The 26,614-nt window shown below is 72.3% G+C and carries 24 protein-coding genes; 14 read left to right on the top strand and 10 right to left on the bottom strand.

Translation table 11 applies throughout. From position 1 onward, the window contains the following. Window positions 1–109 precede the first annotated feature (109 nt). Complete coding sequence (locus tag QM633_RS12575; RefSeq protein ID WP_415154107.1) at window positions 110–880, bottom strand: hypothetical protein; 771 nt, start codon at window positions 878–880, stop codon at window positions 110–112. Window positions 881–976: 96 nt separating this feature from the next. Between QM633_RS12575 and QM633_RS12570 the strand changes: the two genes are divergently transcribed. From QM633_RS12570 to QM633_RS12555, 4 genes are all read left to right on the top strand, one after another. Then, window positions 977–2,101, top strand: a complete 1,125-nt coding sequence (locus tag QM633_RS12570) for an HD domain-containing protein (protein WP_415154106.1) — start codon at window positions 977–979, stop codon at window positions 2,099–2,101. Between the two features lie 304 nt (window positions 2,102–2,405). Further along, the gene (locus QM633_RS12565) at window positions 2,406–3,548 is read left to right on the top strand and encodes an MFS transporter (RefSeq protein WP_415154105.1); all 1,143 of its coding nucleotides are present in this window, start codon (window positions 2,406–2,408) and stop codon (window positions 3,546–3,548) included. Window positions 3,549–3,620: 72 nt separating this feature from the next. After that, window positions 3,621–5,495 carry a DNA primase gene (gene dnaG, locus QM633_RS12560; protein ID WP_415154104.1) on the top strand — a complete coding sequence of 625 codons (1,875 nt, stop codon included), beginning with the start codon at window positions 3,621–3,623 and terminating at the stop codon, window positions 5,493–5,495. Window positions 5,496–5,652: 157 nt separating this feature from the next. Continuing rightward, window positions 5,653–6,504 (top strand): sigma-70 family RNA polymerase sigma factor, encoded by an 852-nt coding sequence (locus QM633_RS12555; RefSeq protein WP_415154103.1) that lies wholly within the window; start codon window positions 5,653–5,655, stop codon window positions 6,502–6,504. A 6-nt stretch (window positions 6,505–6,510) separates the two neighbouring features. Here the strand turns inward: QM633_RS12555 and QM633_RS12550 are convergent, their stop codons facing one another. The 6 genes from QM633_RS12550 to QM633_RS12525 all read right to left on the bottom strand — a co-directional run bounded on the left by QM633_RS12550 (window position 6,511) and on the right by QM633_RS12525 (window position 12,071). After that, window positions 6,511–8,076: a hypothetical protein gene (locus QM633_RS12550; RefSeq protein ID WP_415154102.1), complete on the bottom strand. Its 1,566-nt coding sequence runs from the start codon at window positions 8,074–8,076 to the stop codon at window positions 6,511–6,513. Further along, on the bottom strand, window positions 8,052–8,816 hold the full coding sequence (locus tag QM633_RS12545) for an ABC transporter ATP-binding protein (protein ID WP_415154101.1): 765 nt from the start codon (window positions 8,814–8,816) through the stop codon (window positions 8,052–8,054). Before QM633_RS12545 ends, QM633_RS12550 begins: the two co-directional genes overlap by 25 nt. 343 nt (window positions 8,817–9,159) lie before the next feature. Next, entirely contained in the window at window positions 9,160–9,978 is an 819-nt protein-coding gene (locus QM633_RS12540; RefSeq protein ID WP_415154100.1) for a sulfite exporter TauE/SafE family protein, read from the bottom strand. Between the two features lie 20 nt (window positions 9,979–9,998). Then, window positions 9,999–10,334, bottom strand: a complete 336-nt coding sequence (locus QM633_RS12535; protein ID WP_415154099.1) for a DUF202 domain-containing protein — start codon at window positions 10,332–10,334, stop codon at window positions 9,999–10,001. Then, the gene (locus QM633_RS12530) at window positions 10,331–10,693 is read right to left on the bottom strand and encodes a YidH family protein (protein WP_415154098.1); all 363 of its coding nucleotides are present in this window, start codon (window positions 10,691–10,693) and stop codon (window positions 10,331–10,333) included. The genes QM633_RS12535 and QM633_RS12530 overlap by 4 nt, the downstream gene beginning before the upstream one ends. Window positions 10,694–10,793: 100 nt before the next feature. After that, entirely contained in the window at window positions 10,794–12,071 is a 1,278-nt protein-coding gene (locus QM633_RS12525) for an MFS transporter (RefSeq protein ID WP_415154097.1), read from the bottom strand. Window positions 12,072–12,158: 87 nt separating this feature from the next. Here QM633_RS12525 and QM633_RS12520 point away from each other — a divergent pair, with 87 nt between their 5' ends. From QM633_RS12520 to QM633_RS12500, 5 genes are all read left to right on the top strand, one after another. Next, entirely contained in the window at window positions 12,159–13,061 is a 903-nt protein-coding gene (locus QM633_RS12520; RefSeq protein ID WP_415154096.1) for a LysR family transcriptional regulator, read from the top strand. A 59-nt stretch (window positions 13,062–13,120) separates the two neighbouring features. Further along, the gene (locus tag QM633_RS12515; RefSeq protein ID WP_415154095.1) at window positions 13,121–14,095 is read left to right on the top strand and encodes a nucleoside hydrolase; all 975 of its coding nucleotides are present in this window, start codon (window positions 13,121–13,123) and stop codon (window positions 14,093–14,095) included. Between the two features lie 447 nt (window positions 14,096–14,542). Beyond that, window positions 14,543–15,070: a hypothetical protein gene (locus QM633_RS12510; RefSeq protein WP_415154094.1), complete on the top strand. Its 528-nt coding sequence runs from the start codon at window positions 14,543–14,545 to the stop codon at window positions 15,068–15,070. Between the two features lie 49 nt (window positions 15,071–15,119). Next, window positions 15,120–16,604 (top strand): glutamate--cysteine ligase, encoded by a 1,485-nt coding sequence (locus tag QM633_RS12505; protein WP_415154093.1) that lies wholly within the window; start codon window positions 15,120–15,122, stop codon window positions 16,602–16,604. Between the two features lie 74 nt (window positions 16,605–16,678). Continuing rightward, the gene (locus QM633_RS12500; protein ID WP_415154092.1) at window positions 16,679–16,903 is read left to right on the top strand and encodes a hypothetical protein; all 225 of its coding nucleotides are present in this window, start codon (window positions 16,679–16,681) and stop codon (window positions 16,901–16,903) included. Between the two features lie 95 nt (window positions 16,904–16,998). On the opposite strand, the gene QM633_RS12495 is transcribed toward QM633_RS12500, so the two are convergent. Next, the gene (locus tag QM633_RS12495) at window positions 16,999–17,301 is read right to left on the bottom strand and encodes a GNAT family N-acetyltransferase (RefSeq protein ID WP_415154091.1); all 303 of its coding nucleotides are present in this window, start codon (window positions 17,299–17,301) and stop codon (window positions 16,999–17,001) included. Window positions 17,302–17,444: 143 nt separating this feature from the next. On the opposite strand from QM633_RS12495, the gene QM633_RS12490 reads away from it, so the two are divergent. Beyond that, window positions 17,445–17,873 (top strand): SRPBCC family protein, encoded by a 429-nt coding sequence (locus QM633_RS12490; RefSeq protein WP_415154090.1) that lies wholly within the window; start codon window positions 17,445–17,447, stop codon window positions 17,871–17,873. A gap of 4 nt (window positions 17,874–17,877) precedes the next feature. Here QM633_RS12490 and QM633_RS12485 read toward each other — a convergent pair whose 3' ends face one another. After that, the gene (locus tag QM633_RS12485) at window positions 17,878–19,338 is read right to left on the bottom strand and encodes an LTA synthase family protein (protein WP_415154089.1); all 1,461 of its coding nucleotides are present in this window, start codon (window positions 19,336–19,338) and stop codon (window positions 17,878–17,880) included. Between the two features lie 100 nt (window positions 19,339–19,438). Here QM633_RS12485 and QM633_RS12480 point away from each other — a divergent pair, with 100 nt between their 5' ends. The 4 genes from QM633_RS12480 to QM633_RS12465 all read left to right on the top strand — a co-directional run bounded on the left by QM633_RS12480 (window position 19,439) and on the right by QM633_RS12465 (window position 24,244). Beyond that, entirely contained in the window at window positions 19,439–20,818 is a 1,380-nt protein-coding gene (locus QM633_RS12480; protein WP_415154088.1) for a M20/M25/M40 family metallo-hydrolase, read from the top strand. Window positions 20,819–20,943: 125 nt separating this feature from the next. Further along, complete coding sequence (locus QM633_RS12475; protein WP_415154087.1) at window positions 20,944–22,134, top strand: hypothetical protein; 1,191 nt, start codon at window positions 20,944–20,946, stop codon at window positions 22,132–22,134. 10 nt (window positions 22,135–22,144) lie between these two features. Beyond that, entirely contained in the window at window positions 22,145–22,504 is a 360-nt protein-coding gene (locus QM633_RS12470; RefSeq protein WP_415154086.1) for a hypothetical protein, read from the top strand. A 123-nt stretch (window positions 22,505–22,627) separates the two neighbouring features. Then, window positions 22,628–24,244: a glycerophosphodiester phosphodiesterase family protein gene (locus QM633_RS12465; RefSeq protein ID WP_415154085.1), complete on the top strand. Its 1,617-nt coding sequence runs from the start codon at window positions 22,628–22,630 to the stop codon at window positions 24,242–24,244. 78 nt (window positions 24,245–24,322) lie between these two features. Here QM633_RS12465 and QM633_RS12460 read toward each other — a convergent pair. Continuing rightward, the coding region (locus QM633_RS12460; RefSeq protein ID WP_415154084.1) for a RyR domain-containing protein at window positions 24,323–26,614 on the bottom strand (2,292 nt) is incomplete at its 5' end.

Below are 26,614 nucleotides of genomic sequence, written 5' to 3'. Positions count from 1 at the left end.
GGGGTCTTGGCCCCCCGCCCCGGGCCACAAACCCCGCCTTTCGGGAGCGTGGGCAGGGCCGGACCGGCCGGAGCGCACGTGCCGGTCACCGGAAGGCGCACACCTGCGCCTAGCGGGGGAGCGACTGCAGCGCGGGGCCCAGCGCTGCGACCGCAACAGCGATGATGATGATCGGGCTGACGACGCCGAGGACGATGGTCAGCACCCCCCACAGCCGACCGCGACGGGTGGCGGTGGCGACGATGCCCGCGATCCAGGCCACGAGGCCTCCCCAGCCGGTCAGGTTGAGCGCGATCGTCTGCGCAGGGTAGCTCCTCATGAGTTCGGCCTCGAGCGCCTGCGTGATCGCGGTCTGGTCGGCGGCGGTGCTTCCCGAGAGGGTGACGACGTACTGGGCGGCCACCTGCATGACCTGGAACCCGGCGACGCTGCCCACCACCAGGCACAGAGCCAGCACGGCGAACGCGACCATGCCGAGCATGGGGCTGCGGGCCGACGGACCGGTCGGGTCCGCGGCGCCCGCGGTCGGGTACGCCTGGGTCGGGTAGGCCTGGGTCGGGTAGGCCTGAGCCGGATAGGCCTGCGGGTGGGCGTAGGGCGGAACCTGGTTGGGCACCTGGTACGGGTTGGCCGCGGGCTGCTGACCATAGGTCGGCTGCTGGCCGTACGGCTGCGGCTGGCCGTTGCTGTAGGGTCCTGGCCGCTGGCCGTAGGCCCCCTGCGGGTACGCCTGCGGGGTCTGGCCCTGCTGCGGATATGCGCCGGGCTGCGGGTATGCGCCGGGCTGCGGGTATGGGCCCGGCTGTGGGTAGCCGGACTGCGGGTGGCCGGTCTGGCTCTGCGGCGTCCGGGACGTCCCGTCCTGCTGCTCGTTGGACATGTCACACAGGGTAGCGCCGGGGCCGCGGCGTCCGGGGCTCCGGAACGCCCGCGGCGACGGCGGGCGCGGACCGTCCGGGGCTGACAGGATGGGGCCATGCCAGAGCTCCCGCCGCGCGCCGTCGCCTGGGCCGAGACGATGGCCGGCCATCCCGACGACCAGCTGGTCCGCGCCCATGCCGAACCGGGTCCCGGCATCGCCGCCGGTCGGCCCGTGCTCAGGGAACAGCGCGAGGAATGGGAAGCCGGTCACCTGCGCTCCGGTGCGACGCTGGCCGTGGGGGCGGGGAGCCGGGCGATCCGGGAAGAGCCGGACCCGGAACGGACCTGCTTCGAGCGCGACCGCGACCGGATCGTCCACTCCACGGCCTTCCGGAGACTGGCCGGGAAGACCCAGGTCGTCGTCTTCCCGACCGATCACCAGCGCACCCGGCTCACCCACGCGCTGGAGGTCGCGCAGGTGGCGACGGCGATCGCGCGAGGCGTCGGAGCCAACGCCACCCTGGCCGAGGCGATCGCGCTGGGCCATGACTGCGGACACGGGCCCGGCGGGCATGCCAGCGAGGACGCGTTCGACGCGTTCATCGCCGAGGGCTACGACCATGGGCCGTGGGGAGCCGACGTCGTCCTGACCGGTCTCAACCTCTGCGCGGAGACGCTCGACGGGATCCGTAACCACTCCTGGTCGCGGCCTGCTCCCGCGAGCGTGGAGGGTGAGATCGTCAGCTGGGCCGACCGGATCGCGTACTGCGCCCACGACCTCGAGGACGCTGCCGACGCCGGCATCGTCGACCTGGCCGACCTGCCCGACGACGTGGTCGGCGTGGCCGGCCGAACGCGGCGCGCCCAGCTCGGGACCTTCGTACGGGCCGTGATCGCCACGGTGAGCACGAGCGGGTCGGTCGGAATGGCCGCCGAACCGGCCGCGGCCCTAGCCGCGCTGCGCGCGTTCAACTACGCCTCCATCTACACCCGCCCCGATTCGATCGCGCAGTCCGGCGCGGTCGTCGCCGTGCTGCGCGCGCTGGTGGACTACTACGCGGAGCGCCCGCTCGCCCTTCCGCCGGACTTCGTCGCGGCGGACCAGGGCCAGGAGGGCCGGGTCCGCGCAGCCGTCACCTATGTCGCGGGGATGACCGACCGCTTCGCCTTCGAGCAGGCCGTCGACCTCCTCGGCTGGAACCCGGCACGGCTGCCGAGGGGCATCGGCCGCGGCGCCTGAGCGCCGTCCCCCGTCAACTCCGCCACGGACGCCACCGAGACGCGTCGGCGCCACCGAGACTCCGGCGTCCTCGAGTGTCGTCGGCGTCTGCGTCTGAATGGCGGAGGCGGCCGCCGGTGGGAGTGGGGTCCGAGCGGGGGCGTCGGCTAGGGTGAGCCGCATGGGAACTCCCGGCGCAAGCGGCACGCGCTGACCCTCAGACGCGTGCCGGCCCCTCAGCGGAACTGATCCACCCGATCAGCGGCACGGCCAGGACGGTCGGCACATCGACTCGGCCCGTCCCTCGATCCCTTCGGAGTTCCGCGTGTTCCTCTCTTTCCTGGCCTATCTGGCCTTCTTCAGCATCGCCCTTCCCGACAGCATGCTCGGCGTGGCCTGGCCGAGCATGCGTCTCGACTTCGGCCAGTCCACCGGCGCGGCCGGCCTGGTACCTCCCTTCGGCGTGGCGGCGACGCTGGTCGCCACCAGCCTGACCGGCCGCCTGCTGGGCCGGCTCGGAATCGGCCGACTACTCGCGGCGAGCACGCTGCTGTCGACGGCATCGCTCGTCGTGGCGGCGACCAGCCACAGCTTCGCGCAGTTCCTGGCGAGCGTGGTTCTCGGCGGCTTGTCCAGCGGGGCCATCGACGCCGCGCTCAACGCCTACGCCGCGCGCTGGTTCGGCCCGCGCCGGATCAACCTGCTGCACGCGTCCTACGTGGTGGGGGCCGCCGCGTCGCCGCTGCTGGTCACCCTCACCATCCAGACCGGGCTGGGCTGGCGGTGGGCATGGGCCACGGTGGCGTGCGTCCAGGTCGTGCTCGCGGTGGTCTTCCTGCTCACCAGGAACCGCTGGGCGTCCGGGGGCGGTCCGCAGGCGGACGGCGGCCGCGCAGGCAGGCTCGCCGGCGCTCGTCCGCTGGACGTCGGGCTGGGGCTGCTCGCCGTCGCGGTGCAGACCGGCATCGAGTCGAGCGTGGCGCTGTGGGCGTTCACCTACCTGACTCAGGGAGCAGGCGTGTCCGCCGTGGTGGCCGGGACCGTCGCATCCGGCTACTGGCTGGCGATGTTCGCCGGCCGGGTGGTGCTCGGCGGGATCGCCGAGCGGACCGGAGCGTGGCCGGTGCTCGCCGGCGCCGTGGCCGGACTGGTACTGGCCGCAGGACTCGGGCTGATGGGCGGTCCGGTCGCGGCACCGATCGCGATCGGACTGTTCGGCCTGGCCGCCGCGCCGATCTACCCGCTGCTCACCCTCACGACGGCGGAACGCACGTCCGCGGCGGCAGCGGACACGGTGGTCGGCTTCCAGGCGGCGGCGTCGTCGCTGGGCGCGGCCGTGTTCCCACTGCTCGTCGGCATCGTGCTCGACCGGTCGACGGCCGACTTCCCGCTGGCCATCGGCGGGTTGTGCGTCGCCGCCGCGCTGCTGCAGGTCGCGCTGCAGGTCCGGCGCCGGAGGGCGGGATAACCGGGTCCGGGGTGCGGGGAGGCTGCCGCCGGACCGGCGTCCGGGGTCCCAGGCACGTCCTAGAATCACCGCGTGGCCGGCCTGATCAACGAAGAGGACCTGGCGACCGTCCGGGAGCGCTCGAGGATCGAGGACGTCGTCGGGTCCTATGTCACGCTCCGACGAGGTGGCGGGGGGTCGATGGTCGGCCTGTGCCCGTTCCACGACGAGAAGACGCCGTCCTTCCACGTCACACCCGCGCGCGGGTTCTTCCACTGCTTCGGCTGTGGAGAGGGCGGAGACGTGATCAGTTTCGTGCAGAAGATCAACCACGTCAGCTTCGCCGAGGCCGTCGAGTTCCTCGCCGACCGGGTCGGCGTCCAGCTGCGCTACACCGACGGCGGCGGCCAGCGGCTGGAGCCGGGCCTGCGGCTCAGGGTGCTGGAGGCCAACCAGCTCGCCGCCGAGTTCTACGCCGGCCAGCTGCTCAGCGGCACCGGTCTTCCCGGACGCCAGTTCCTCGACGGCCGCGGGTTCGACAAGGCGGCGGCGGAGCAGTTCGGGATCGGCTACGCACCGACCGGTGGACGCGAACTCGGGGCGCACCTGAAGGCGCGGGGGTTCACCGACGACGAGCTGGTCAAGGCCGGTCTGGTCAGGGAGAACGGCTGGGACTTCTTCCAGGGCAGGGTGCTGTGGCCGATCCGGGACGCGGGACGTTCCGTGCTGGGTTTCGGAGCCCGGAAGATCTTCGACGACGACCGGATGCCGGCCAAATACCTGAACACGCCGGAGACCATCGTCTACAAGAAGTCGAACGTGCTCTACGGGCTCGATCTGGCCCGGGGCAACATCGCGAGGAAGAACCAGGCTGTGGTCGTGGAGGGCTACACCGACGTGATGGCCTGCCACCTCGCCGGTGTCGACACGGCGGTCGCGTCCTGCGGCACGGCGTTCGGCGACGAGCACGCCCGGCTCCTGCAACGCCTGCTGGGCACCGGCGACGTCGCCGGTGGCGAGGTGGTCTTCACCTTCGACGGGGACGCGGCGGGACAGGCGGCCGCGCTGAAGGTGTTCAAGGGCGACCAGAATTTCCTCGCCCAGACCTACGTCGCTGTGGAACCGACCGGGCTCGATCCCTGCGACCTGCGGATGGAGCATGGTGACGCGGCCCTCCGCGAGCTCGTCGGCAGGCGGGTACCGCTGTACCGGTTCGTGATGCGCAACGTCGTCTCCGGTTTCGACCTCGACCGGGTCGACGGACGCCTCGCCGCGCTGCGTGCGGCTGCGCCGCTGGTCAGCAGCATCAGGGACGCGTCCCTGGTGTCGGGCTACCTGCGCGAACTGGCCCAGCTGCTCGGGATGGACCCCGAGGAGGTGCGCCGGGAGGTGAAGGTGACCGTGCAGCGGCGGGCCCGTCCGGACCAGCAGCAGCGACGGCCCGAACCCGATGCCACCGACGCCCTGCCCGGGATGCCGCCGCCGCGTCCGTCCCTGCCCGTGCCGGATCCGCGGGACCGCCGCCTGGAGGCCGAGCGCGGCACGCTGCGGCTGATCGTGCGGGCTCCCGAGACCTTCGGCGAGGAGTGGAACGGCCTGGTCGCGGACAATTTCCTCCACCCGGCCTATCGTGCGCTGTTCGAGGCCGTGCTCGCCGCGGGCGACGGGCCGGGCGGGTGGACCCAGCGGATCCTCCAGGCCAACCCCGACCCCGTTCTCGAACAGCTGGTGATCTCGCTGGCGGTGGAGCCCGTCCTGCGGGAACCGACCGAGGGCTACGCGCGCGAGTACTCCGCCCAGCTACGCGTCCAGGCGCTGTCCCGGCAGATCGCTGACGCCAAGTCGAAGCTGCAGCGGACGAATCCGCTCGACGACCAGCCGGCCTACAACCGGATGTTCGCCCAGCTGGTCGAGCTGGAGCGGCAGCGCAGGGAGTTGCTGGCGTTGGCCACAGGCCCCGCCGTCTGACCTTCTGCCCGGCGGCCGGCCCGACCGACCCGTCGGTGTCGTGCGGTCTCCCGCCGGGGTGTGAGGGCGTCCACAGGAACCGGGTGTTGTCCGAATGTTGCTCCCCAGTTGCGGTCCCCGGGGGTCAGATCGGAGGCGACGGCGGCAGGGTGGACGTATGCGATCCACCGCCACCGCTCTGCTCGACCCCCAGCAGGAGCGAACCCTCGCCAGGGCCATCGAAGCCGGGCTGCTGGCCCGCCACTTCCTGGAGACGGGGGAGCGGCCGGTCCCGGCCACCACGGACGAACTGCGGACACTCGTCGCACAGGGCGAGCGGGCCTGGCAGGAGTTCCTGCTCGCCAACGTCCGCCTCGTCTGGAAGCTCACCGGACGGGAGGTGCGCCGCAGCGGGCTGTCGGCGGACGAGCTCTTCCAGGAGGGCTTCGTGGCGCTGGCAGACGCCCTGCGCCGCTACGACGCCGAGCGAGGACGGTTCTCGACCTGGGCGACGATCCGCGTGCGCCAGCATCTCGCCGAGGTCGCGGCGGCACGGTTCGGCGAGCTCGCCCTTCCGCGCGGCACGGCGCTGCGGATGCGGAGGGCACGCGGGCTGGAGGACAGCCTCGGCCAGGAGCGGGGCGGCAGCGTGGACACCGCCGACCTGGCCGTCGAGCTGGGCAGGCCCGTCGATGCCACGCGACGGCTCGTCCGGTACCTGGCCCCTGTCGCGCTGGACCCGTTCGGGGACGCGCCCCAGGTCGCCGACCCCGACCCGCCCGACCCCGACGCGGCCATCTACGCGGCGCAGTTGCGTCGGCTGCTCGGCCGGCTCGACCCCGAGCAGGCGTCCGTCCTCCGGCTCCGGCACGGCTTCGTCACCGGCGAACCACTCGACCAGGCCGTCGTTGCCCAACGGCTCGGGATCAGCGTGAGCACGGTGCGTCGCCTCGAACAGCGGGCGATGGCGTCCCTGCGCGCCCTCCGTGCGGCCTTCGACCCCGAGTGGGACGCTCCCCGCGCCGGGTGAGGGACGTCAGGCGGTCCGGGGATCGAGCTTGCGCATCACCTCGTACGGGTCGCTGTCCAGCCGGCGTCCGGACCAGCCGAGCGCGAGGCGGCCGGCAACCACCGAGCCTGCCAGCATGATGATCCCGGTCAGCACGGGGCCGGCCCAGCCCGTCAGGGCCCACCACGCGCCCCCGCCCAGGCCGGCGACGGCGAAGAACCCCATGAACCAGCCGAACACCTTGAAGAAGGATCCACGACGCTGGCCGACGCGGGACTGGTCGCTCGGATTGAGCACACTGGAGGCCGAGCCCACTCCGAGCCCCAGCACCACCACGCAGGTGCCGGCGAGGATGGCGGTGAGCTGCGCCACCCCGTCCAGGCCCCGGAACGAGCCCTCGACGATGCTGAACGCCACCACCAGCGGCAGCAGGTACACCAGCGGTGCCAGCGCCTTGCCGCGCAGGACGCGGTGCAGCGGCGCTCCGCCCAGCACGAGATAGGTGAATCCGGGGCCGTCGTAGCCGAACAGGTTGAAGCTCCCCGCGACCACGGACATCGCGGCGAACGCGGCGCTCTGCGCGGGAAGGCCGTAGGCCGCGAAGCTGGCGTGGGCGACGACGACGCCCATCACGGGAGGAATGACGAGCGTCTGGATCGCGCGGGGGGAGCGGAGGAAGAAGTAGCGCAGTTGCTGGGACGCTGCAGCCGTCGTCGGGCCAGGGCGCAGGCCACGCAGGATCGCGGGGGCCAACGGCAGCGCCACGAGGCCGCGGCGGCGGCGCAGGTCGTGCGGGGTGCCGGAGGTCCCGTTCACCCGTTCGCCGAGTACCCAGGCCCAGGCCAGCAGCGCCAGGCCGGTCACCGCAGCCACCAGCAGGACGCGGGCCAGGGCGTCGAGCCAGTCGCCGTCCCGCGCACTCAGGATCGCCCTGGCCGCCGCGCCCGGCGGCGTCCAGCCGAGGACGCTGCCGATCGGGCCGGTCACGGTCTGCGTCCCCAGGGCCTCGGTGGCCGAGTGCGCCTGTTGCGCCAGCAGATACACCCCCAGCACCAGCACGCTGGCGGCGAAGGCGGCGATGTCGGTGCCGCGGCGGGACCGCATCGCCCCGGCCAGCAGGGCCTGCGCCGACCGCGAGACCGAGACACACATCACGGTGAACAGGGCTGCGACCGCCAGCGATGCCAGCCGGGCCGGCGGGGCCGCGCCGGCAGCGACGACACCGCCGGCGGCGAAGAGGAAGGTGAACGCGGCGGTAGGGGAGACGAGGGCGCCGAGGAGCAGCCCGCCCACCTGCTGGGCGCCGGTGAGCGGGAACTGCTCGAGCCGCCGCGGATCGACGACACCGTCGGCGAGGGTGGGTTCCACGATCGGCCCGATCACCCACGGCAGGAAGATCGAGAAGAAGGAGACGAGCAGCAGCAGGTCTCCGGTCCCGTCCCCCGACAGCAGCACCGCGCTGCCGAGTCCGGCCAGCAGGCCGCCGACACCGCCGATCACCCAGGACGCGGCGAAGTAGAGCCGGGCGCCGCTGCCCCGCCCGCGGGAGCGGCGGGCGATCGCCAGCCTCAGCCGGAGGAGGACGAGAGCCACGACAGCTCACCCTCCTCCAGATCTCGGCCGCCCACGAGCTCGACGAAGGCGTCCTGCAGGGTCCGCCCGCCGGAGACCTCCGCCACCGTGCCCTCGGCCAGCACCCGGCCGGCACCGATCACGACGAGCCGATCGCACAGGCGCTGCACGACATCCATCACGTGGCTGGCGAACACCACCGTGCCGCCGCCGCGTCGGTAGAGCTGGAGCATGTCCTCCATCACAGAGGTGTTGACCGGGTCGAGGGCGCCGAACGGCTCGTCGAGGACAAGGACGCGGGGGCTGTGCAGCAGGGCGACGGCCAGCCCGATCCGCTTGATCATGCCGAGGGAGAAGTCGGCGATCAGCTTCTCGCCCACGTCGGCGAGGTCGAGGACACGCAGCAGTTCGCCAGATCGGGTGGCGACCACGTCGGGGTCCATCCCGCGCAGCATGCCCGCGTACTCCAGCATCTCCGGTGCGGTCAGCCGGTCGAACAGCACCGGGTTGTCCGGCACGAAGCCGACCTTCGCCTTGGCGGGCAGCGGGTCGGGCCACACGGCGACGCCGTCGAGCACGGCGTTGCCGGAGTCCGGGCGCAACAGGCCGGTGAGCATGCGCAGGGTCGTCGACTTGCCCGCACCGTTCGGGCCGGCGATGCCGTAGAAGGTGCCCCGCGGAATGGCCAGGTCAATGCCGTCCACGGCGCGCACGTCACCGAAGGCCTTGACCAGGCCGTGCGCCTCCAGTGCCGTCGGCATCGTTCCCATCCCACCTCCACCGGCTGTCGGACGTGTCTCCTCCAAGACCGCCACTGCGGGCGCGAGCCTAGCGGGGCCCGACCGCCCCGCGCTGTCGCCCGTACTGGGACTGCCTGATGAAACGGCAGGGGCGGGACCTCCACGGCAGGGGCGGGACCTCAGTGGAAGAGCGCCAGTGCGGCCGGACCAAGTCAAGGCTCTCGAGAAAGACGGGTTGCTGCTGGCTGGCAAGTCCCTCGTGCTCTGAGACGCGCAGAACGACTCTCCTGCGAACGGGCTGGGCCTACTCGATGCAGGGTTGCCTCCCCGAGCGAACCACGGCGGCGGGACCCTTCGCCGGCGGTCACCGGGCGAGCAGCGGGGCGACGTCCTCGGTCCACACGTCGATGCCGAGTTTGACGATCAGGACGCCGACCACGACGAGGAAGGCGATCCGTACGAAGCCGGTGCCGCGGGCGATCGCCGTGCGGGAGCCGATGTAGCCCCCGGTCATGTTCGCGGCGCCGAGCACGAGGCCCAGGCCCCAGTGCACGGCCCCATGGGGCGCGAACAGGAGCAGCGCGCCCAGGTTGGTGGCGAAGTTGACGATCTTGGCCTTGGCGGATGCCTCGAGGAAGTTGTAGCCGAGGACGCTGACCAGGGCGATCACGAGGAAGGTGCCGGTGCCTGGCCCGAGCAGCCCGTCGTAGCAACCGATCACCGCGCCGATCAGTACCGCGCTGCCGTAGTGGCGGCGTCCACTGAACCGGAGGGCGGTCTCGCTGCCGAGGCTCGGGCGGGCCGCGGTGAAGACGGCGACGGCGAGCAGGGCCACGACGATGACCGGCTTGAACACCGCCGCCGGCAGAAGTGTGGCGAGGATGGCCCCGCCGAAGCTGCCGAGCAGGGCTGCGGCGGCCATCGGCAGCGCGGTCCGCAGGTCGGGGTGGACCCGGCGGTAGTAGGTCACGCTGCTGGTGGCCGTGCCGCAGATCGAGGCGAGCTTGTTGGTGGCCAGTGCCTGCACGGGCTGGATGCCGGGGATGAGCAGGAGAGCGGGGAGTTGGAGGAGCCCGCCGCCACCGACGACCGCATCCACCCAGCCGGCGGCCAGTGCCACGACGGCGAGCAGCGCCACCGCCTCCCAGCCGAGGCCGGAGGGGAAGAGGGCGGATGCGTCCACAGGTGCCTTCCGTTCGGGAGTCAGTGGGGACCGAGCACGACCCAGGCGGCCAGCGCGGCGAGGACGAGGGCGAGGCCGGAGGCCAGCATCGGCAACCGTCCGTCGGGGAGTGGCGGCGCGGAGTCCTGGCGCAGGCTGCGGCGCACCCGCAGATAGCGACGGCGGCTCGCGGTCAGGAGCACGCACGATCCTGCCACGACCACGCCGGCAGGGAGCAGCGCCCAGCCGTCGAGGGAGCTCCAGGTGAGCCGGGGTGCGGCGAGCCCGAGCACGAGCAGAGCGGCACAGGTGCGGTACCAGGCGAGGCTGGTGCGCTCCGGCTGCAGCCCCCCGGCGGGCCCGGATCCGGAACTCATCGGGTGGCCAGGGCGAGCACGACGAGCACTCCGGTCGCGGCGAGCAGGACGGGCAGGCCCACCAGCATCGGAGTGAACGGCAGTGGCCGGCCCTCGCGCAGCGCGGTCTCGACCTGACGCCATCCGAACCACGCCTGGACGGGGCAGCCGATGCCACCCAGGACGAGCAGGACGGACGCGGCCAGCCGGTACCCGGGCTGGAGGTTCAGCGCGAGGGATTCCAGGCCGACGCCGACCGAGATCAGCGCCAGGCCCACGCTGATCCAGGCCAGGAAGGTGCGTTCGTTGGCCAGACTGAACCGGGCATCGGGTTCCGTGCCGCGCGAGTACACCGACCTCGGAAAGCGGGACGTGCTCATCAGGGCCTTTCGCCGGTCGCCCCGGACCCGGAGCCCGGGTGCCGAGGCGAGGACCTCCACCGCCACGCTAGCCCGTACGAACCGGGTTGGGGATCCCTGTTCAGGCCAGCGCGATCGCGTCGCCCTCGCCGATCTCCCGTGGGTCCGTGTCGCGGCGGGTCGCCGCGACCCCGGCGGAGAACGCCACGGCGCACAGTGCCAGGCCGAGGACGGCGACCCCGGTCCAGCCTCCGGTCTGCCACAGCCAGGTCGCGAGCGCGCCGGCGAGCGTGCTGCCCAGGTAGTAGGTGCCGAGATAGGCGCTGGAGGCCTGGGCGGTGCCGCGTCCGGTGCGTTGGGCGCGGTCGACCACCCAGCCGCTGAGCAGGGAGTGCGTGCCGAGGAAAGCGAACGTGATCAGGCCGAGTCCCGCGACGACGGCCGGCAGCACGGGAAAGGAGAGCAGCACCACGCTCACGGCGAGGAGCGCCACGCCCGCCGTCGCGGCGCGACCGCGTCCGATGCGTGCGGCAAGCGCCCGGGCAACGGTGGGGGCGGCGATGCCCACCGGGTAGGCGAGGTACACCAGGGACGCGGCCGCGCCGAGCAGGAAGGGGGCGGCCTGCAACCGGAACGCGACAGCGTTGTAGCTGCCGACGAACGCTCCCATTGCCGCGAAGCCGACGACGCACAGCAGTCCGACGACGCGGTCAGCGGGCGCCCTGAGGGTGCCGGCCAGCGTCTCGCGCAGTGCCACCGGGTGGGCGCGGAACCCTCGTGAGGGCGGCAGCAGCACCACGAGCAGGACGCCCGCGGCGAGCGTGACCACACTCACGGTCCCCGCAGCCAGGGGCCAGCCCCCGATCGCGGCCAACGGTCCCGGGAGCAGCCGGCCCGCCGCACCGCCGACGGCGGTCCCGGCGATGTAGGCGGCGTTGGCGCGCGGGTGGGACGTGCCGTCCACCTCCTCGCGCAGGTAGGCCAGCGCGGCGCCGGGCAGGCCGGCGAGAGTGAGCCCGAGCAGCCCGCGCAGCAGGAGCAGGATCGACCAGGTGGGGGCAAGGGCGCAGAGCAGACCCAGCACGCCGGAGGCGAGCAGGGACCAGCGCATCACGGCCACCCTGCCGACCCGATCGGCCAGCGGGCCGGTCGCCGCGAGCCCGAGGATGATCGTCAGCGTGGTGATCGACAGGGCGTGGGCGGACTCGGCGGCGGTCACGCCGTAGTGGCTCGCCAGCATGGGCAGCAGCGGCTGCACGAAGTACATCAGGGAGAAGTTGGCGAGTCCGCCGGCCATCAGCGCCACCACGAGCCGTCGGTACGCCGGTGCGCCGGCGGCGTGGCCGGTCCACGCAGGGATGGTGGGAGCGTGGGTTGCCCGATCGACGGCTGTGGTCATGACCTCGATTGTGGAAGCCTGTTCAGGATGCGCCAAATGATCGAGAGAGGCTTATCGATGCGCTAGGCGCATCGATAAGCTGCGGTGGTGGATGAACAGACACTGCAGACCTTCCTCGTCCTCGCCGACACCGAGAACACCAGGGACGCGGCCGCTCTCCTGCGCGTGAACCAGTCCAACGTGTCCCGGGCGCTGGCCCGGCTCGAGTCCGACCTCGGCGCGACGCTGTTCACCCGGCGTGGCCGCAGCCTCGAGCTGAATCGCGCCGGAGCGGCATTCCGCGCCGACGCCCTGAGGATCGTGGAGGGCTTCGACCTGGGTCGCCGGCATGTCGACCAGCTCGCCGGCCCACGCGGGACGATCCGGCTGGGCTTCCTGCAGTCCGTCGCACTGTGGGCAGTGCCGCGGCTGGTCCGCCACCACAGGACCACCTCGCCCGGCAGCCGGTTCGAGCTGCGCCAGGGGTTCGCCAGGGATCTGTTCGGCTGGATCGGAACCGATGCCCTCGATGTGGCGTTCGTGACCGCCCCCGGCCCTGCCGCCACGGGCATCGCGTGGCGGCAGCTGGTCGACCAGCGGCTCGCCGTCGCCGTCCCCCCGCGGCACCGGTTCGCTGGCCTCGCCACCCTCGGAGCGGCCGAACTGGACGGAGAGGACTTCATCGCCTTCTCCCGCACCACGGAACTGCGCACGGTGATCGACCCGATGCTGGCCGCGGCAGGGGCGAGGGTGCGGATCGCCTTCGAGTCCAGCGAGATCGACACGATCCGCGGTCTCGTCGGGGCCGGCCTCGGCGTCGCCATCATTCCCGAACCGACCACCCCGTCCGCCGACAGCGCCGTGGCCTACGTCCCGATCGAGCCTCGCCACTCCCGCGGTCTCGGTGTCGCCTGGAGCGCGGAGCGGGAGCTGCCGGACAGCGTTGCGGCCTTCCTGGACGGCGCCACTCCCGACCTGTTCCTGAGGGGAGAACTGCGCAGCGAGCGCTGATCCGGGCCGGTGGCCGGGTCCTGGATGGTTAGGGTGTGGGGCCAGCACAGAGGAGGAGCATGAGCCCGATCCCCGTCATCATCGACACCGACACCGCACAGGACGACTGTGTCACCATCCTGCTCGGCCTGCTCGACCCGCGCGCGGACCTGCGGGCGATCACGATGGTGGCGGGCAATGTCGGCTTCGACCAGCAGGTCGCCAACGCCCACCTGACCCTGAACGTCGCCGGACGCCTGGGCCAGGTGCCGGTGCACGTCGGCTGCCGGGCGCCGATCCTGCGGGAGTGGGAGTCGGCCGAGGACGTTCACGGGGACGGGTCCGGAGGCCTGTCGATGGACCTGACGGACGCGAGCAACGCCGAGGAGCACGCGGTGAACGCGCTGCTGCGCCTGACGGCCGAGGCGCCGGGAGAGCTCAGCATCGTGGCGATCGGGCCGCTCACCAACATCGCCACGGCCGTCGTGATGGACCGCACCTTCGCCTCGAGGGTGAAGAGCCTCTACGTCATGGGCGGGTCGAACAACGGGCGCGGCAACATCACCCCGAGCGCCGAGTTCAACTTCTACGTCGACCCGGAGGCCGCCCAGGTTGTCCTGGACGCGGGCTTCCCGCAGCTGACGATCATCCCGTGGGCGCCGCTGACCCTGCGCGACGCCACCTTCGCCCGCCCGGAGTACGAGCGGCTGTATGCGCCGGGGACGCCGCTGGCCCGGTTCTTCCGGCGGATGTGCGACGCCACCATCGACTACGACGAGTCGGTCGGCGTGGAGGGTTCCACGCACCCGGATTCGCTCACCCTCGCCACCCTGCTGCACCCGGAACTGGTGCAGGACAGCGCGCCCTACCGCGTGGACGTGGACACCGTGTCCCCGCTCACCCGCGGCATGTCGTCGATGGCGTGGGCGAAGTTCGGCCGGACGCCGAACGCCACCGTGGTCGAGCGGGTCGACCGCTCGGGTTTCTACGCGCTGCTCGCCTCCCTGCTGGCCACCCCGACCGAGCCGAGCCGTCCGGTTGCCGGTCTGGGCTGACCGCCCGTCCCGAACAACGCGAACAACGCCGCCCGCCGACGTCCTCGGTCGACCGACTCACCCGGACCGAATTGGGGACGGTTCTCTATTCGGTCCACCTCCGGAATGGACCGAGTGAGGAACCGTCCCCAATCTGGTCCACGGACCGAGTGAGGAACCGTCCCCAAGCTGGTCCACTGCGGTGGGGCGGGTACTGCCGAATCCACCGCCGGTGGCCTCGGGGCGGTCTCGCCCGGCCGCGTGGCCGAAACGCCGGAGGCGCGGACGGCCCGGTCGTCGGTGGTCGATCGCGTCCGTCGCGCTCGTGGCCGGGTTGGTGCTGGTCACCCGGACGGAGGTCGCCCGCACGGGGTCTTATGCGCGCCTCCTCCGAGGGAGTTCCATCTTCCGGAGGAGGTATCAGCCGCCGCGGTGGCACCTCCGAGGGGCGAGGACCATGGAGGGGCCATGCTGAGGATCGACACCTGGGAGCCCAGTGCTCCGCCCGCGAGCGTCGGAGTCGCGACCCGCACGGGTCACTACTTCCGCCACGCCGGGCAGAGCCCGGCATCGCTGAGCCAGCTGGTCAGGGACCGCTCGTCCGACTTCCGCTGCCTCGATCGGGTCACGGCCTGGGCCGACGAGTCCCGCGGCGATCCGGCCCGCGAGGCCGACTACAGCGTCCTGGGGTGGACCAGCGCGGCCGTCCTGCGCACCTCGCTGTCGCGTCGGCTGGACGCACTGAACCCTGTCGCGGCGTTCCGGCTGCTAGACCAGCCGGAGATCGAGGCGCTGGACCGCTCCCGCCACGACTACATCGTGCTGCGCGGCCGTCTCGGCTACGGCAACGAATGGCGGCCCGAGCTGTCCGGCGCGGTCTCCGCCCTCGACCTCGACCTGTGGATCGGCGCGGGCCCCGGCGAACTGGACGGGGCGGTCGCCCTCGACGTCGACGCCTATCTGCGCCGCTTCGTCGCCACCGAGTTCAGCGACTGAGCCCCGCCGGACCTATCCCCGGGGTGGGCGCAGCGGCAATACTCGCCGCATGGGACGCGACCTCGAATCCGCGACCTTCACGCGCGAGCAGCGGCAGCGCTACCGCGAGAAGGTGAAGACCTGCCTGGACGTGTTCGAGCAGATGCTCGCCTCCAGTTCGTTCGAGTTCGACCGTCCACTGGTCGGCATGGAGATCGAACTGAACCTTGTCGATCCGGGCTACCGGCCGCGACTGGCCAATGCCGAGGTGCTGGCGGCGATCGCCGATCCCGAGTACCAGACCGAACTCGCCCGGTTCAACATCGAGTTCAACGTCGCCCCGCACCCGCTCGGCGGGGACAGCGCCGTCCAGTTGGAGAGCGATCTGCGGGCCTCGCTGAACGAGGCGGAGCGGCGCTGCGCGGAGGTCGGCGCGCACATCATCATGATCGGCATCCTTCCGACGATCACCCCTCAGACCTACGAGGGCGAATGGATGAGCGCCAATGCCCGCTACCAGGCGTTGAACGACGCCGTCCTGGCCGCGCGGGGCGAGGACATCCATCTCGACATCACCGGGCCGTCGGGGGAGCGGCTGCTGCGCTACGCGGACTCGCTGGCCCCGGAGTCGGCGTGCACGTCGATGCAGTTGCACCTCCAGGTGCGTCCTTCGGAGTTCGCCGCGCACTGGAACGCCGCCCAGGTGCTGGCCGGTCCGCAGCTGGCGCTCGGTGCGAACAGCCCGTACTTCATGGGCAAGGAGTTGTGGGCCGAGACCCGGATCGAGCTGTTCACGCAGGCGGCGGACACCCGCCCGGAGGAACTCAAGAACCAGGGGGTGCGGCCACGGGTGTTCTTCGGCGAGCGCTGGATCACCTCGATCTTCGACCTCTTCGAGGAGAACACCCGCTACTTCCCCGCGATGCTGCCCGAGCTCGACGACGAGGACCCCCAGGAGGCCTTCGACGCGGGCCGGACGCCGAGGTTGGAGGAGATGCGGCTGCACAACGGCACGATCTACCGCTGGAACCGGCCGATCTACGACCTCGTGGACGGCCGCCCGCACCTGCGGGTGGAGAACCGGGTGCTCCCGGCAGGGCCGACCATCGTGGACACGCTGGCGAACGCCGCCCTGTACTACGGCGCACTACACACGATGGCGCAGGACGACCGTCCGCTGTGGTCCCGGATGTCGTTCGGGACGGCTCGGGAGAACTTCCTGGCCGGGGCTCGCCACGGGATCGACGCCACCTTGTTCTGGCCCGGGCGGGGGGAGATCCCGGCCAGCGAACTGGTCCTGCGCGAACTGCTCCCGATGGCCCACCAGGGCCTCGACGCCTGGGGCGTCGCTCCTGCCGTCCGCAACCGCCTGCTCGGGGTGATCGAGGGACGTTGCCTGAGCGGCCAGAACGGGGCCGACTGGCAGGTGGCGACCGTCCGGAGGTGGGAGGCCCGCGGGCTGTCCCGTCCCGACGCGCTGCGCGAGATGCTCGCTGCGTACGCCGCGCACATGCATGCCAACGAGCCGGTGCACACCTGGGAACTGCCGGCCTGATGATTCCCCGGCGAAGCGGGTAACGTCGGGGCAGGACCTCGTGACGAAGCGGGGGCCGAGAGGAGGAGTCAGTCATGAGCGAGCAGAACAGGGAGTGGTCGGTAGGCAATCCCGGACCGACGGCTGATTCGCAGGACGAGACCGAGACCGACCGCGCGGTCGGCAACCCCGGTTCGACGCCGAACCCCGAGGACGAGCGCAACAACTCCTGGGCCCTCGGCAACCCGGGCCCGACCGCCGATCCCGCCGACGAGGTCACCAGCGAGAAGCCTTCGGGAAACCCCGGGCCGGCGGACTGATCGCGGCCGGGGACTGACCGCGGCCGGGCGCTCCGGACGGCGCGTCTCGGTGCCCATCGATTCGGCCGGACGTGCCCGGCGGCCCGGGAGGCGAATCAGGCCGATGGCGCCGCGCCGTAGGTGACGGTCAGGTACTCAGGGTGCCGCTGGATCCATCCCTTGATGAACGGGCAGACCGGCAGCGCCTTGCGGGTGCCTTCCTCGCGCAGTCGGTCCAGCGCATACCGGGCGATCGCGGAGCCGACGCCCGTGCCCTCGAAGGCCGGGAGCACCTCGGTGTGGGTGAAAACGACGAGTTCGTCTGTGAGTTCGTACTCGGCGAAGCCCGCCAGTTCGCCGCCGATGCGTGACTCGTAGCGTGACCTGCCCGGGTTGTTGTCGACGACGATCTGGGTCATGGCTGCTCCTCGGGTCCGACGGGCTGGACGTGGTCCGATCGTAGGCGCACCTCGGCATCGGCAGGACGGCCGGCGGGCATCCCGTTTGGAGTCCCCGGCAGAACGGGTAGCCCTGGGGGTGTCGAGTGCAGAAGGAGGTCGTGATGACGGGAATCGTCGCCACCGCCGAGGTCCGGGTGAACGCGACCCTCGAGCGGGTCTGGCGGGCACTGACCGATCCGGACGACGTGAAGGCCTGGATGTTCGGGACCACCCTTGAGACCGACTGGGTGCGGGGTCACCCGATCAGCTGGTCGGGGGAGTACGAGGGACGGGCCTACCGCGACACCGGCGAGGTCCTGGAGGTGGATCCGCCGACCAGGCTGTCGGTCACCCACTTCAGCCCGCTGTCCGGGCAGCCGGACACGCCGGAGAACCACCACACACTCACCTGGCTGCTCTCGGGGGACGCGGACGGCACCGACCTGAGCCTCAGCCAGGACGGCAACGCCGACGCGGAGGAGGCCCAGCGCTCGCAGGCCAACTGGGCGCAGGCGCTGACCGCGCTGAAGGCGCACGTCGAGGCGGAGTGAAGGGTCAGGACCCCCAGAACTGCCGGTAGGCGTCGCTGGACGGCGCCTCCATCAGAGCCTCGTAGTCGCCGGGCGAGAGGGCGAGGGCCGTCCCGGCGAGGTCGTGCGGGGCGGCGAAAGAGACCCCGAGACCCGCGCGACCCCCAGGGACGCCGAAGCCCAGCAGTTCCAGGGTCGTCGGCAGCACGGACAGCTGGTCGGCGTCCTCGCGTCCCCAGTGCACGCCCGCGGGACTCCACGCGCGGAAGAAGATCGTACGCTCCGGAGCCTGGTTGAGCTGGTCGCGGAACTGGTCGCTGTCGCCGGTGTTCTTGACGTGGTCACCGGTCAGGATGACGACGGTGTCGTCGAGGTATCCGTTCTGCTCGAGGTAGCTGAGGAAACCCGCCACGGCCTTCCCCGAGCACTTCAGCGCGGTCGCGTACCGGACGGCGTCCTCCCCCGTGCACGAGGGGTACACGGCGCCCGGATCGTGGGTGTCGAGGGTGAGCATCGTGAGGTTGAACGGCTTTCCGCCCGCGCGGAGGTCGGCCACCGTCTGTTCCGCGTGCGCGAACATGCGGGCGTCCGACAGGCCCCATGCCGAGACGTTCTCGCTGGTCTCGCCGGCGGCCAGCCAGTCGTCCAGGCCCTGGGTGCGGTCGTAGCCGTGGTCGAGGAGGTAGGTGTCCTTGCCCGCGAACCGGGCGTGCGCGCCACCGACGAAGGCACTGGTGTAGCCCTGCTGCTTCAACACATCGCCCAGGCAGGTGGCGCCAGGAAGGTAGGTCTCCAGCTCCTCGCCGAGGGTGTTGGAGTTGACGCCGAGGGTGAGCAGCTTGCTCTTCAGCGGGATCCCGCACTGGGTGCTCACGATGCCGGCCATGGTCCAGCCGCCGGTCGGGTACTGGTGGAGGTCGTAGGGCGCCCAGTCCCTGGTCGCGTCCTGGAGGTTGGCGAGCAGGTCCTCGCCGAAGATCGAGGCGTCCCCGAAGGTGTTCTCGGTCGACTCCAGGTAGATCGTGATCAGGTTCTTCGGGTGCGCGGGCACCGTGGTGACGGCAGGGGTCACGTAGTAGTCGGCGATGGTGCGGGTGTCGAGGGAGGCACGGACGAACTGGGGGACGCCCGCAGCCACGAGCAGGACGACGAACGAGAGCACCGCTGCCCCGGCGGGGACCAGGAGCCGGCGCCGTCGCCGGGTCACGTCCCGGCGCGGGCCCCACTGCCAGCGTCCGACCGCCGCCAGCGTGGTGAGGCTGATCGGAAGCACGAGGCAGACCTGGACGGCCTCGACCAGGAGGTTGTTGTTGCCGACGCCCTCGCCGTTGGAGATCGGCAGGTTCGTGATGATCTGCTCGAAACTCACCGAACCGAAGTGGTAGCGGATCCACGCGGCGAGCGCGAGCAGCACCAGGGCGACGGTGGACAGCAGCCAGGCGCCGAACGGAAAGACGCGGCGTCCTTCGATGGGTTTCTGTGTCATGACAAGCGCAGACCTTATCCCGTGGTCCTGTGGGCGGGGCCACCGGCCCACCGGGGCGCCGCGGGCTCACGCGCCGGCGGGGCGGTGCGAGGATGGCACCATGACCGACCCCGCCACTGTCGCCGCGCTCCGCGCCACCATCGCGGACACCATGCCTCAGGCCATCGCAGAGCTGACCGATCTCGTCGCCATTCCCTCGGTGTCCTGGCCCTCGTTCGACCAGGCCGAGGTCCGGCGCAGCGCCGAGGCGATCAGCGCCCTCGCGTCCGCGACCGGCGTGTTCGATGAGGTCGGCGTGTACACGGCCGCCATTCCCGGAACCTCCCAGACCGGCCAGCCGGCTGTCCTCGCGACCCGCGCGGCGCGACCCGGTTCACGCCGGGTCGTGCTCTATGCGCACCACGACGTGCAGCCCCCGGGCGACGAGGCGCTGTGGAACTCGCCGCCCTTCGTCGCGACCGAACGCGACGGCCGGCTCTACGGGCGCGGCACCGGCGACGACAAGGCCGGCGTTCTCACCCACCTCGCCGCGCTGCGTGCGCTGCGCACCGTCGTGGGCGAGGACCTGGGCGGACTGGGGGTGACCCTGTTCGTGGAGGGCGAGGAGGAGTACGGGTCCCGGTCCTTCGGGCAGTTCCTCTCCGACCACGCCGAGGCGCTGAGCGGCGACCTGATCGTGGTCGCCGACTCCGGCAACTGGGACTCGCGGACTCCGGGGATCACGGTGTCGCTGCGTGGCACCGCGCATTTCACGCTGACCGTGCGGACGCTGGCGCACGCGCTGCACTCGGGCATGTTCGGTGGCGCCGTCCCCGATGCGATGCTGGCCACCATCCGGCTGCTGTCCACCCTCTGGGACGCGGACGGCTCGGTCGCGGTGGAGGGACTGCGGATCCGCGAGTCGGCCACCCCGGCCTACGACGAGGCGCGGCTCAGGGAGGAGACCGACCTGCCGGCCTCGACGCATCCGATCGGGAAGGGCGAGTTGCTCTCCCGGATCTGGAACCAGCCGTCGATCACGGTGACGGGGATCGACTACGCGTCGGTCGCGACGGCGTCCAACACCCTGCACCCCGAGGTCAGCGTGGTGATCAGCGCGCGGGTCGCACCGGGGCAGGACGCGCGCGAGGCGTACGCGGCGCTGCGGCGTCACCTGGAGGCGCACGCACCCTTCGGAGCGCGACTCGAGTTCAGCGATGTCGACTGCGGCCAGGGCTTCCTCGCCGAGCCCGGCTGGGTGAGCGGTCCGGCGCGCTCGGCGCTGGCTGAGGGTTTCGGTGTGGAGCCGGTCGACCTCGGCGTGGGCGGTTCGATCCCGTTCATCGCCGAGCTGGCCCGCGAGTTCCCCGGCGCAGCGATCCTGGTCACCGCCGTGATGGACCCGCAGGGCAGCCCGCACGCGCCCGACGAGTCGCTGCACCTGGCGACCTTCGAGCACGCGATCCTCTCCGAGGCGATCCTGCTCGCCGACCTGGCCTGAGCGGGGCCGGCCGGCGGGACGGCCGCCGGCGCCCGGGAGAGCCACCCGGGCGCCGGTCGCGGGCCGGATGTATCGGGATGCCGGGGTGCCTGCTCTTCCTTCCAGGACAACCCGGAGGAGGAGCCATGACCGTCCACAAGGACCTGGCGACCCAGTACCACCAGCAGGACACCGACTACTACTGCGGGGCGGCCAGTGCCCAGATGGTGCTCCAGCAGTGCGGTTCGGGCCTGGTCGACCAGGCGACGCTGTACGCGGACAACCACGCCCACTCCACGGCCGAGTCCGGCTGGTACACCGCGCCGGACGGGCTCACCTGGACGATGAACAACCACCAGTCCACCAAGTACTTCGTGCTGGACGCCCGCGACGACGAGGACTCGATGTCGCGGATCATCGCCTGGACGATCCACCACTACCAGATCTCGCCGATCGCGATGGTCTACGGGTGGGCGCACTGGATCGTGGTCCGCGGCGTCACGACGTCAGCGACCCCGACGTCCTTCCTCGACGGCGGCTACACCATCAGCGGCTTCGACGTGAACAACCCGTGGCCGCCCACCCCTGCACCGCCAGGACCGCCGCCGCACACCAGCGGAGACGTCTGCGGGACGGGCGGGACGCGAGGGGTCGCCGACGAGCACATCTCCTACGCTACCTGGCAGGCCGACTACATGACCGGGATCCCCAGCGGGCACTGGGCCGGCAAGTTCGTGGCCGTCTGCGACCCCGAACCGCCGGGACGCGCCGTGGGGGTCGAGCGGGTCCCGATCCGGCCGCGCTTCGACGGCGTGGAACTGCTTGACGCCGAGGTGGCGGGCCGGTTGTCCCTCGAACTCGTCGAGGAGGCCGGACTCACGGAGCGTGCCCGGTGGCGAAAGGCGCTCGGGACCACGGTGGTCGGCAGGCCGGAGCTCGTCCAGCGGCTCGACCGCCCCGACTCGTTCTTCTACCTCGTGCCGCGCGGCGGCGACGGGCCGGCCACGTCGGTGGTGGCTCTGGATGCGCGCTTCGGCACCTACCAGCAGGCACGGATCGTCACCCGGCGTCGCCAGCCGGCACTGCTCACCCTCGAGCGGGACGCCATCGAGGAGTTCGTCTTCGGCAGGGTGCACCAACTGCCGGGCCGGCAGGGCGAGATCCGGATCCGTCCCGACATCGCGTGTGTCAGCCGGCACTGGGTGTGGCGGCCCTGCCGCGAGTCGCTCTCGCCCTACTACCCGTTCAAGCTCGTCAGCTACGGGCCGCACCGGTTCTACCTGCGCAGCGACGGGCGGATGTTCTCCCGGCTGACGGTGGCGGCGCGGGGAATCTAGGCTGCGCAGCATGAGCGCAACCGACGACGCCCGGGCGGTCGGGGCCGCCCGGGCAGCCACCGGCGCCGGGCCGGACGTCCCGGCACGGATCGCGGTGGTACGGCGCCTGGATCGTCCGGCCGCCTACCGGCTGGTGGCGCTCGGCCGGCCGGGGGAGCCGGGCTGGGTGGCCGCGGTCGGCGAGGACGGGGCGGTGATGTCGTGGGCGGCGTCGGCGACGGGCGAGCCGACCGTCCCCGCCGGCCCCGGCGAGTTGTGCTGGTGGCCGTCCGCCCGGACCGGGTCGGCCCTGTATCCGGTGCGGCGCACCGGGCCGGGCAGCTTCGTGGGCCTGGACGGACGCCACGTCGCCGGCCCCGAGAAAGGCTGAGGTCGCCCCGGGCTGGGGTCGCCACGCGGACCCGGCGATGGCGAAGATTGCCACCCCGGCGGCCGCAGACGAGCTGTACGGGCGTCTCTAGCATGAGGCGTACCCGCCGGGAGAAGAGGGGCCATGGCGGCAGGAACGGGCCGGGTCTTCATCAGCTATCGCCGCCAGGAGACGGCGTGGCCGGCCCGCCAGCTCTACGAGCTGCTGGCGGGCCGCTTCGGTGCGGAGAAGATCTTCAAGGACGTCGACAACATCGCGCCGGGCGAGGACTTCGTCGAGAAGCTCACCAGCGCCGTGTCGAACTGCCAGGTGCTGCTCGCACTGATCGGCCCGCAGTGGCTGGACCTGCGCGACGCGGAGGGGAACCGGCGCCTCGACGACCCCAATGACTTCGTGCGCCTGGAGCTGTCCGCCGCGCTCCAGCGTGGAGTGCTCGTGGTTCCGATCCTCGTCGACGGGGCGCGGATGCCGGCACCGGCAGCGCTGCCGCCGGAGCTCGGGCCGCTGACCCGGAGGCAGGCTGTGGAGATCAACCCGGTCGGCTTCAACACCGACCGGCTGATGGCCACGCTCACCGAGGTGCTGGACCCGCCGGACACCTCGCCCGTACCCGGGCCGACCAGGCGGCCCACGGAGCCGGTCCCGGTCGTGCCGATCACCCGGCCGCCGCCCGCCTGGTCCGGGTCGAGCGGCCCAGCGGCCCCCGCGGTCGGGGCGCCGGCCGTCTCGTCAACCGCGTCCTTCCCGTCGACCGGTCCGGCGGGTCCTGTGGTCGGGGCGCCGGATGTCTCGTCGACGGCGGCCGCCGCCGCGCCGCCGCCCGAGCCGCGACGGCGGTCCCGGCTGGTGGTGCCGGGAGTCGTCGGTGTCGGGGTGCTCGTCGTTGCCGCGGGTGTGTGGTTGCTGCCCGGTGCCCTGCGTCCGGCCGCGACCCCGGCTGCGCACGTGACGGTGTCGTCGTCGCCGGGGGCGACATCCGCGCCGACGGAGGGCGGCTCTCCGGCCGCCACGTTCCCCACGATCGTCGCGCACCGGGGCGGGCTCGAGGCGCACCAATTCGAGACCCAGCAGGCGATGGAGGCGTCCGCGCTGGCCGGCTACGCGGTGGAGACCGATGTGCGGTACACCAGGGACGGCGTCGCCGTCCTCGTCCACGACGACCACGCGACAAAGGGCCTCGACTGCGGCGGCGCCGACCTGCGGGTGTCGCGGGTGACGTGGGCGACGTTGCGCCGCACCTGCCACTCCAAGCCGACCTCGGTCGACCCGGCCTCGTACGACGTGCCCACCCTCGACGCGACCGTGGAGGCGATCGCCGCGGCCAGCCCGGACGCGTGGATCCTGGCGGAGCTGAAGACCGACCAGACGGCCGCCCAGCGCAAGGCGTACCTGGCCACGTTCGCGAAGTACGGCATGACCGATCGACTCGTGGCGACCTCGTTCGACCGGTCCCGCCTGGCCGCGATCGGAGCGATCGATCCGGGCACCCGCCGGATGCTGTTCGTCCAGGACAAGCGCGTCGCCGCGTCCACCCTGGCGTCCGACGGCCTGTGGGGCGTGGCGGTGGAGCAGGGGATCGCCACGGCGAGCTACACCTCCGAGCTGCAGCGGGCAGGCCTGAAGGTGATGATCTGGGTGCCGGACGACGAGGCCCACTGGACGGCCGCCGTCGCCCTGAAGCCCGACATCGTGATGACCGACTATCCCGCCCGCTACCAGAAGTGGCTCGCCGCCCGCTGACCCGGTCGCGGCCCGCGCCGGGTCGTCCCCGGCACCAGCCGTGAGCGGAAGGAACCGTCCCCGCGTGGTGGGGTGAGATCAGCCGACCCGACGGTAGCTGGCGGCGAAGTGGTCGGACGGGACGAGCCAGCGGTGGCCGTCGGCGTCCTCGACCAGCCAGGAGCCCGGGGTGCCCACGGTCACGCCTTCCTGGGTGGACACCTCCTCGCCGTCCCTGGCCAGGCGGGCGCGGACCACGCCCGCTCTGCGCCAGGTCCCGTCGGCGAGCTGCTCGTGCGTCGCCCGGAAGCTGTCGTCGGTGACGGTCCGGCGACCACCGGTGGCGTCGATGACCAGCCAGCTGCCTGCCGGAGACGTCAGGCTCTCGCCCCCGGGCGCCGTCCAGGCGACCGGTTCGGCGAGCGGCTCGGCCTCAACCGTGCCGAGCCGCTCGAACCGTGCCCAGGCCTCCGCCCCGGTCCGTACCGGACGGTAGCCCAGCGCCCGCAGCTGTACGAGGGTGTCGATCACGCCGACCCTGGTCCGTTCGCGGGCCTCGGGCGGCAGGTCCTCCCACCCCTTCAGCAACGGGTGGCGGCGCGCCGCGTCGTCCCGCGTCCCGCCGAACTCCCAGCCGTCGGCGCGGTAGTGCGCGAGCCATGACGCATGCTCGGCGATCGCGAGCCGCTCGAGCTCCGGACCGCTCAGGTCGAACAACCGGCTGCCCTCGGCGATCCGCGCGCCGGCCTCGTCGGATGCCAGCTGCGCCGGGTCGAACCGCACGTCCTCGGGCGAGGTCGGACGCCACGATCGCCCCAGCGCGGCCATCGCATCCAGGACCGAGTGCAGCTGGCGCCGGTTCGACTCCCGGTAGAACTCCCGGGGGAGGTCGTCCCACGCGACGGCGAGCGGCGAGGCCGGGAACCTCCGCCGGTACCGGTCGTGGACGGCCCGCGCCGCCCGCTCCCAGGCGTCGCCGCGGCGACCGTCTGCCCCGGAGAGGGCGAGACTGAAGGGCACGACCCGGCCCACCACGGGCAGGGCGCCCGAGGGGACGTCGTCGCGCGCCGACAGCTCGAACACCGGCAGGTCGGGGAAGCGGACGCCGAGCCGGCCGCCGAGCCGTGTGCCCGCGACGGTGACGATCACGGCCGTCGCCGCACCGGACGTCCGGACCAGCCCGACCACCCCGGGCAGGTCGGGCTCGGCATCGACGGCCGTGACCTCGAGCGGGTCGACGGCGAAGCGGTGCTGGCGCAGCTGGTGGTCCGCCACCACCTCGCCGGCCGCGCGTCCCACCACTGTCACCACGGGCGGGCTGGCCTCTTCGTCGGAGAACTGGTCCTCCCGGCCCCGCTGGGCGAGTTCCGCGCAGACCGACAGGGCGAGCGTGGTGTCCCCGATCAGCAGCACCCGGGCCGGCGCCAGGTCCCGCAGCCGCTCGACGAGATCGGCGGCGGTGGCCCCGTAGGTGCCGATCGCGTCGACCACGAGATGGGGGTCCCCGATCTGCGAGGTGGTCCAGTCGTCGGCGTGCCACGGGTCGTCGATGCGGGCGACCAGGGTGAGGGTGCCGGCGCCGGCCGCCACGGTCCTGCCGCGGGCGATGGCCTCTTTCAGCTGGGCCGCGCGGTCCCGGTTCAGGGCGGAGTCGCCGGAGAGCAGGTGGACGCGTCGCACCCGGCGCCACAGCGAGGTGCTGTCGAGGTCGAGCGGGTCGCCCGGCGGGGTTCTCAGGACCAGCATGCCGGCCGCCCTCGCCCTGGTCTCGAGCGGGGGGTCGGCGTCCTCGACGAGCAGGACGCAGCGCCGTCCGGCCCTGCGGCCGGCGGCGAGGCCGGCCGCGACCGGCCAGGAGGTGTCGTCGAGGCCCACCACCAGGGTGACCGTGCGGGCCCTGAGCAGTCCGAGCCGGTCGAGCTGGGCACGCGAGACCGACAGCAGCAGCGACACCGCACCGGAGAGCGTGGCGACGATGGCCAGGAGCCGGGCCAGGTGCAGCGCGAGCGGCGCCGGCTGGGGGCATGCCTCGCCGGGCCCGAACGGGAACTCGAAGCCGCCGAGGAACAGGCCCAGGGTGTCGGCGACCGCGTCCCACAGGGCCGGCCGGCTGCCCGCGCACGGCAGATAGGACGCGAGCCCGAGGACGCCGGCGGCGATCGCGCAGGCCGCGGAGAGGACGAACGGGACCCGCACGCCGTCGTAGGGCCGCGAGGCGAGGAGCAGGCCCAGCGAGGCGGCGGCCACCGCTATCGCGACGGTCATCGCCGTCGCGGACCCGGGAGTGGCCAGCCAGGCCAGGAATCGGGGCGCCGCGTCGCTGAGCCCGGGGGACAGCGCGGTGGCGGCGAGCCAGCCCAGCAGGAGCAGCCACGCACCGGTGGCGGCGAG

Source organism: Propionicimonas sp. (assembly GCF_047606205.1).
Lineage (GTDB): Bacteria > Actinomycetota > Actinomycetes > Propionibacteriales > Propionibacteriaceae > Propionicimonas.
Note: the sequence above shows the minus strand (reverse complement) of the source record. Positions and strands in the feature narration are given on the sequence as shown.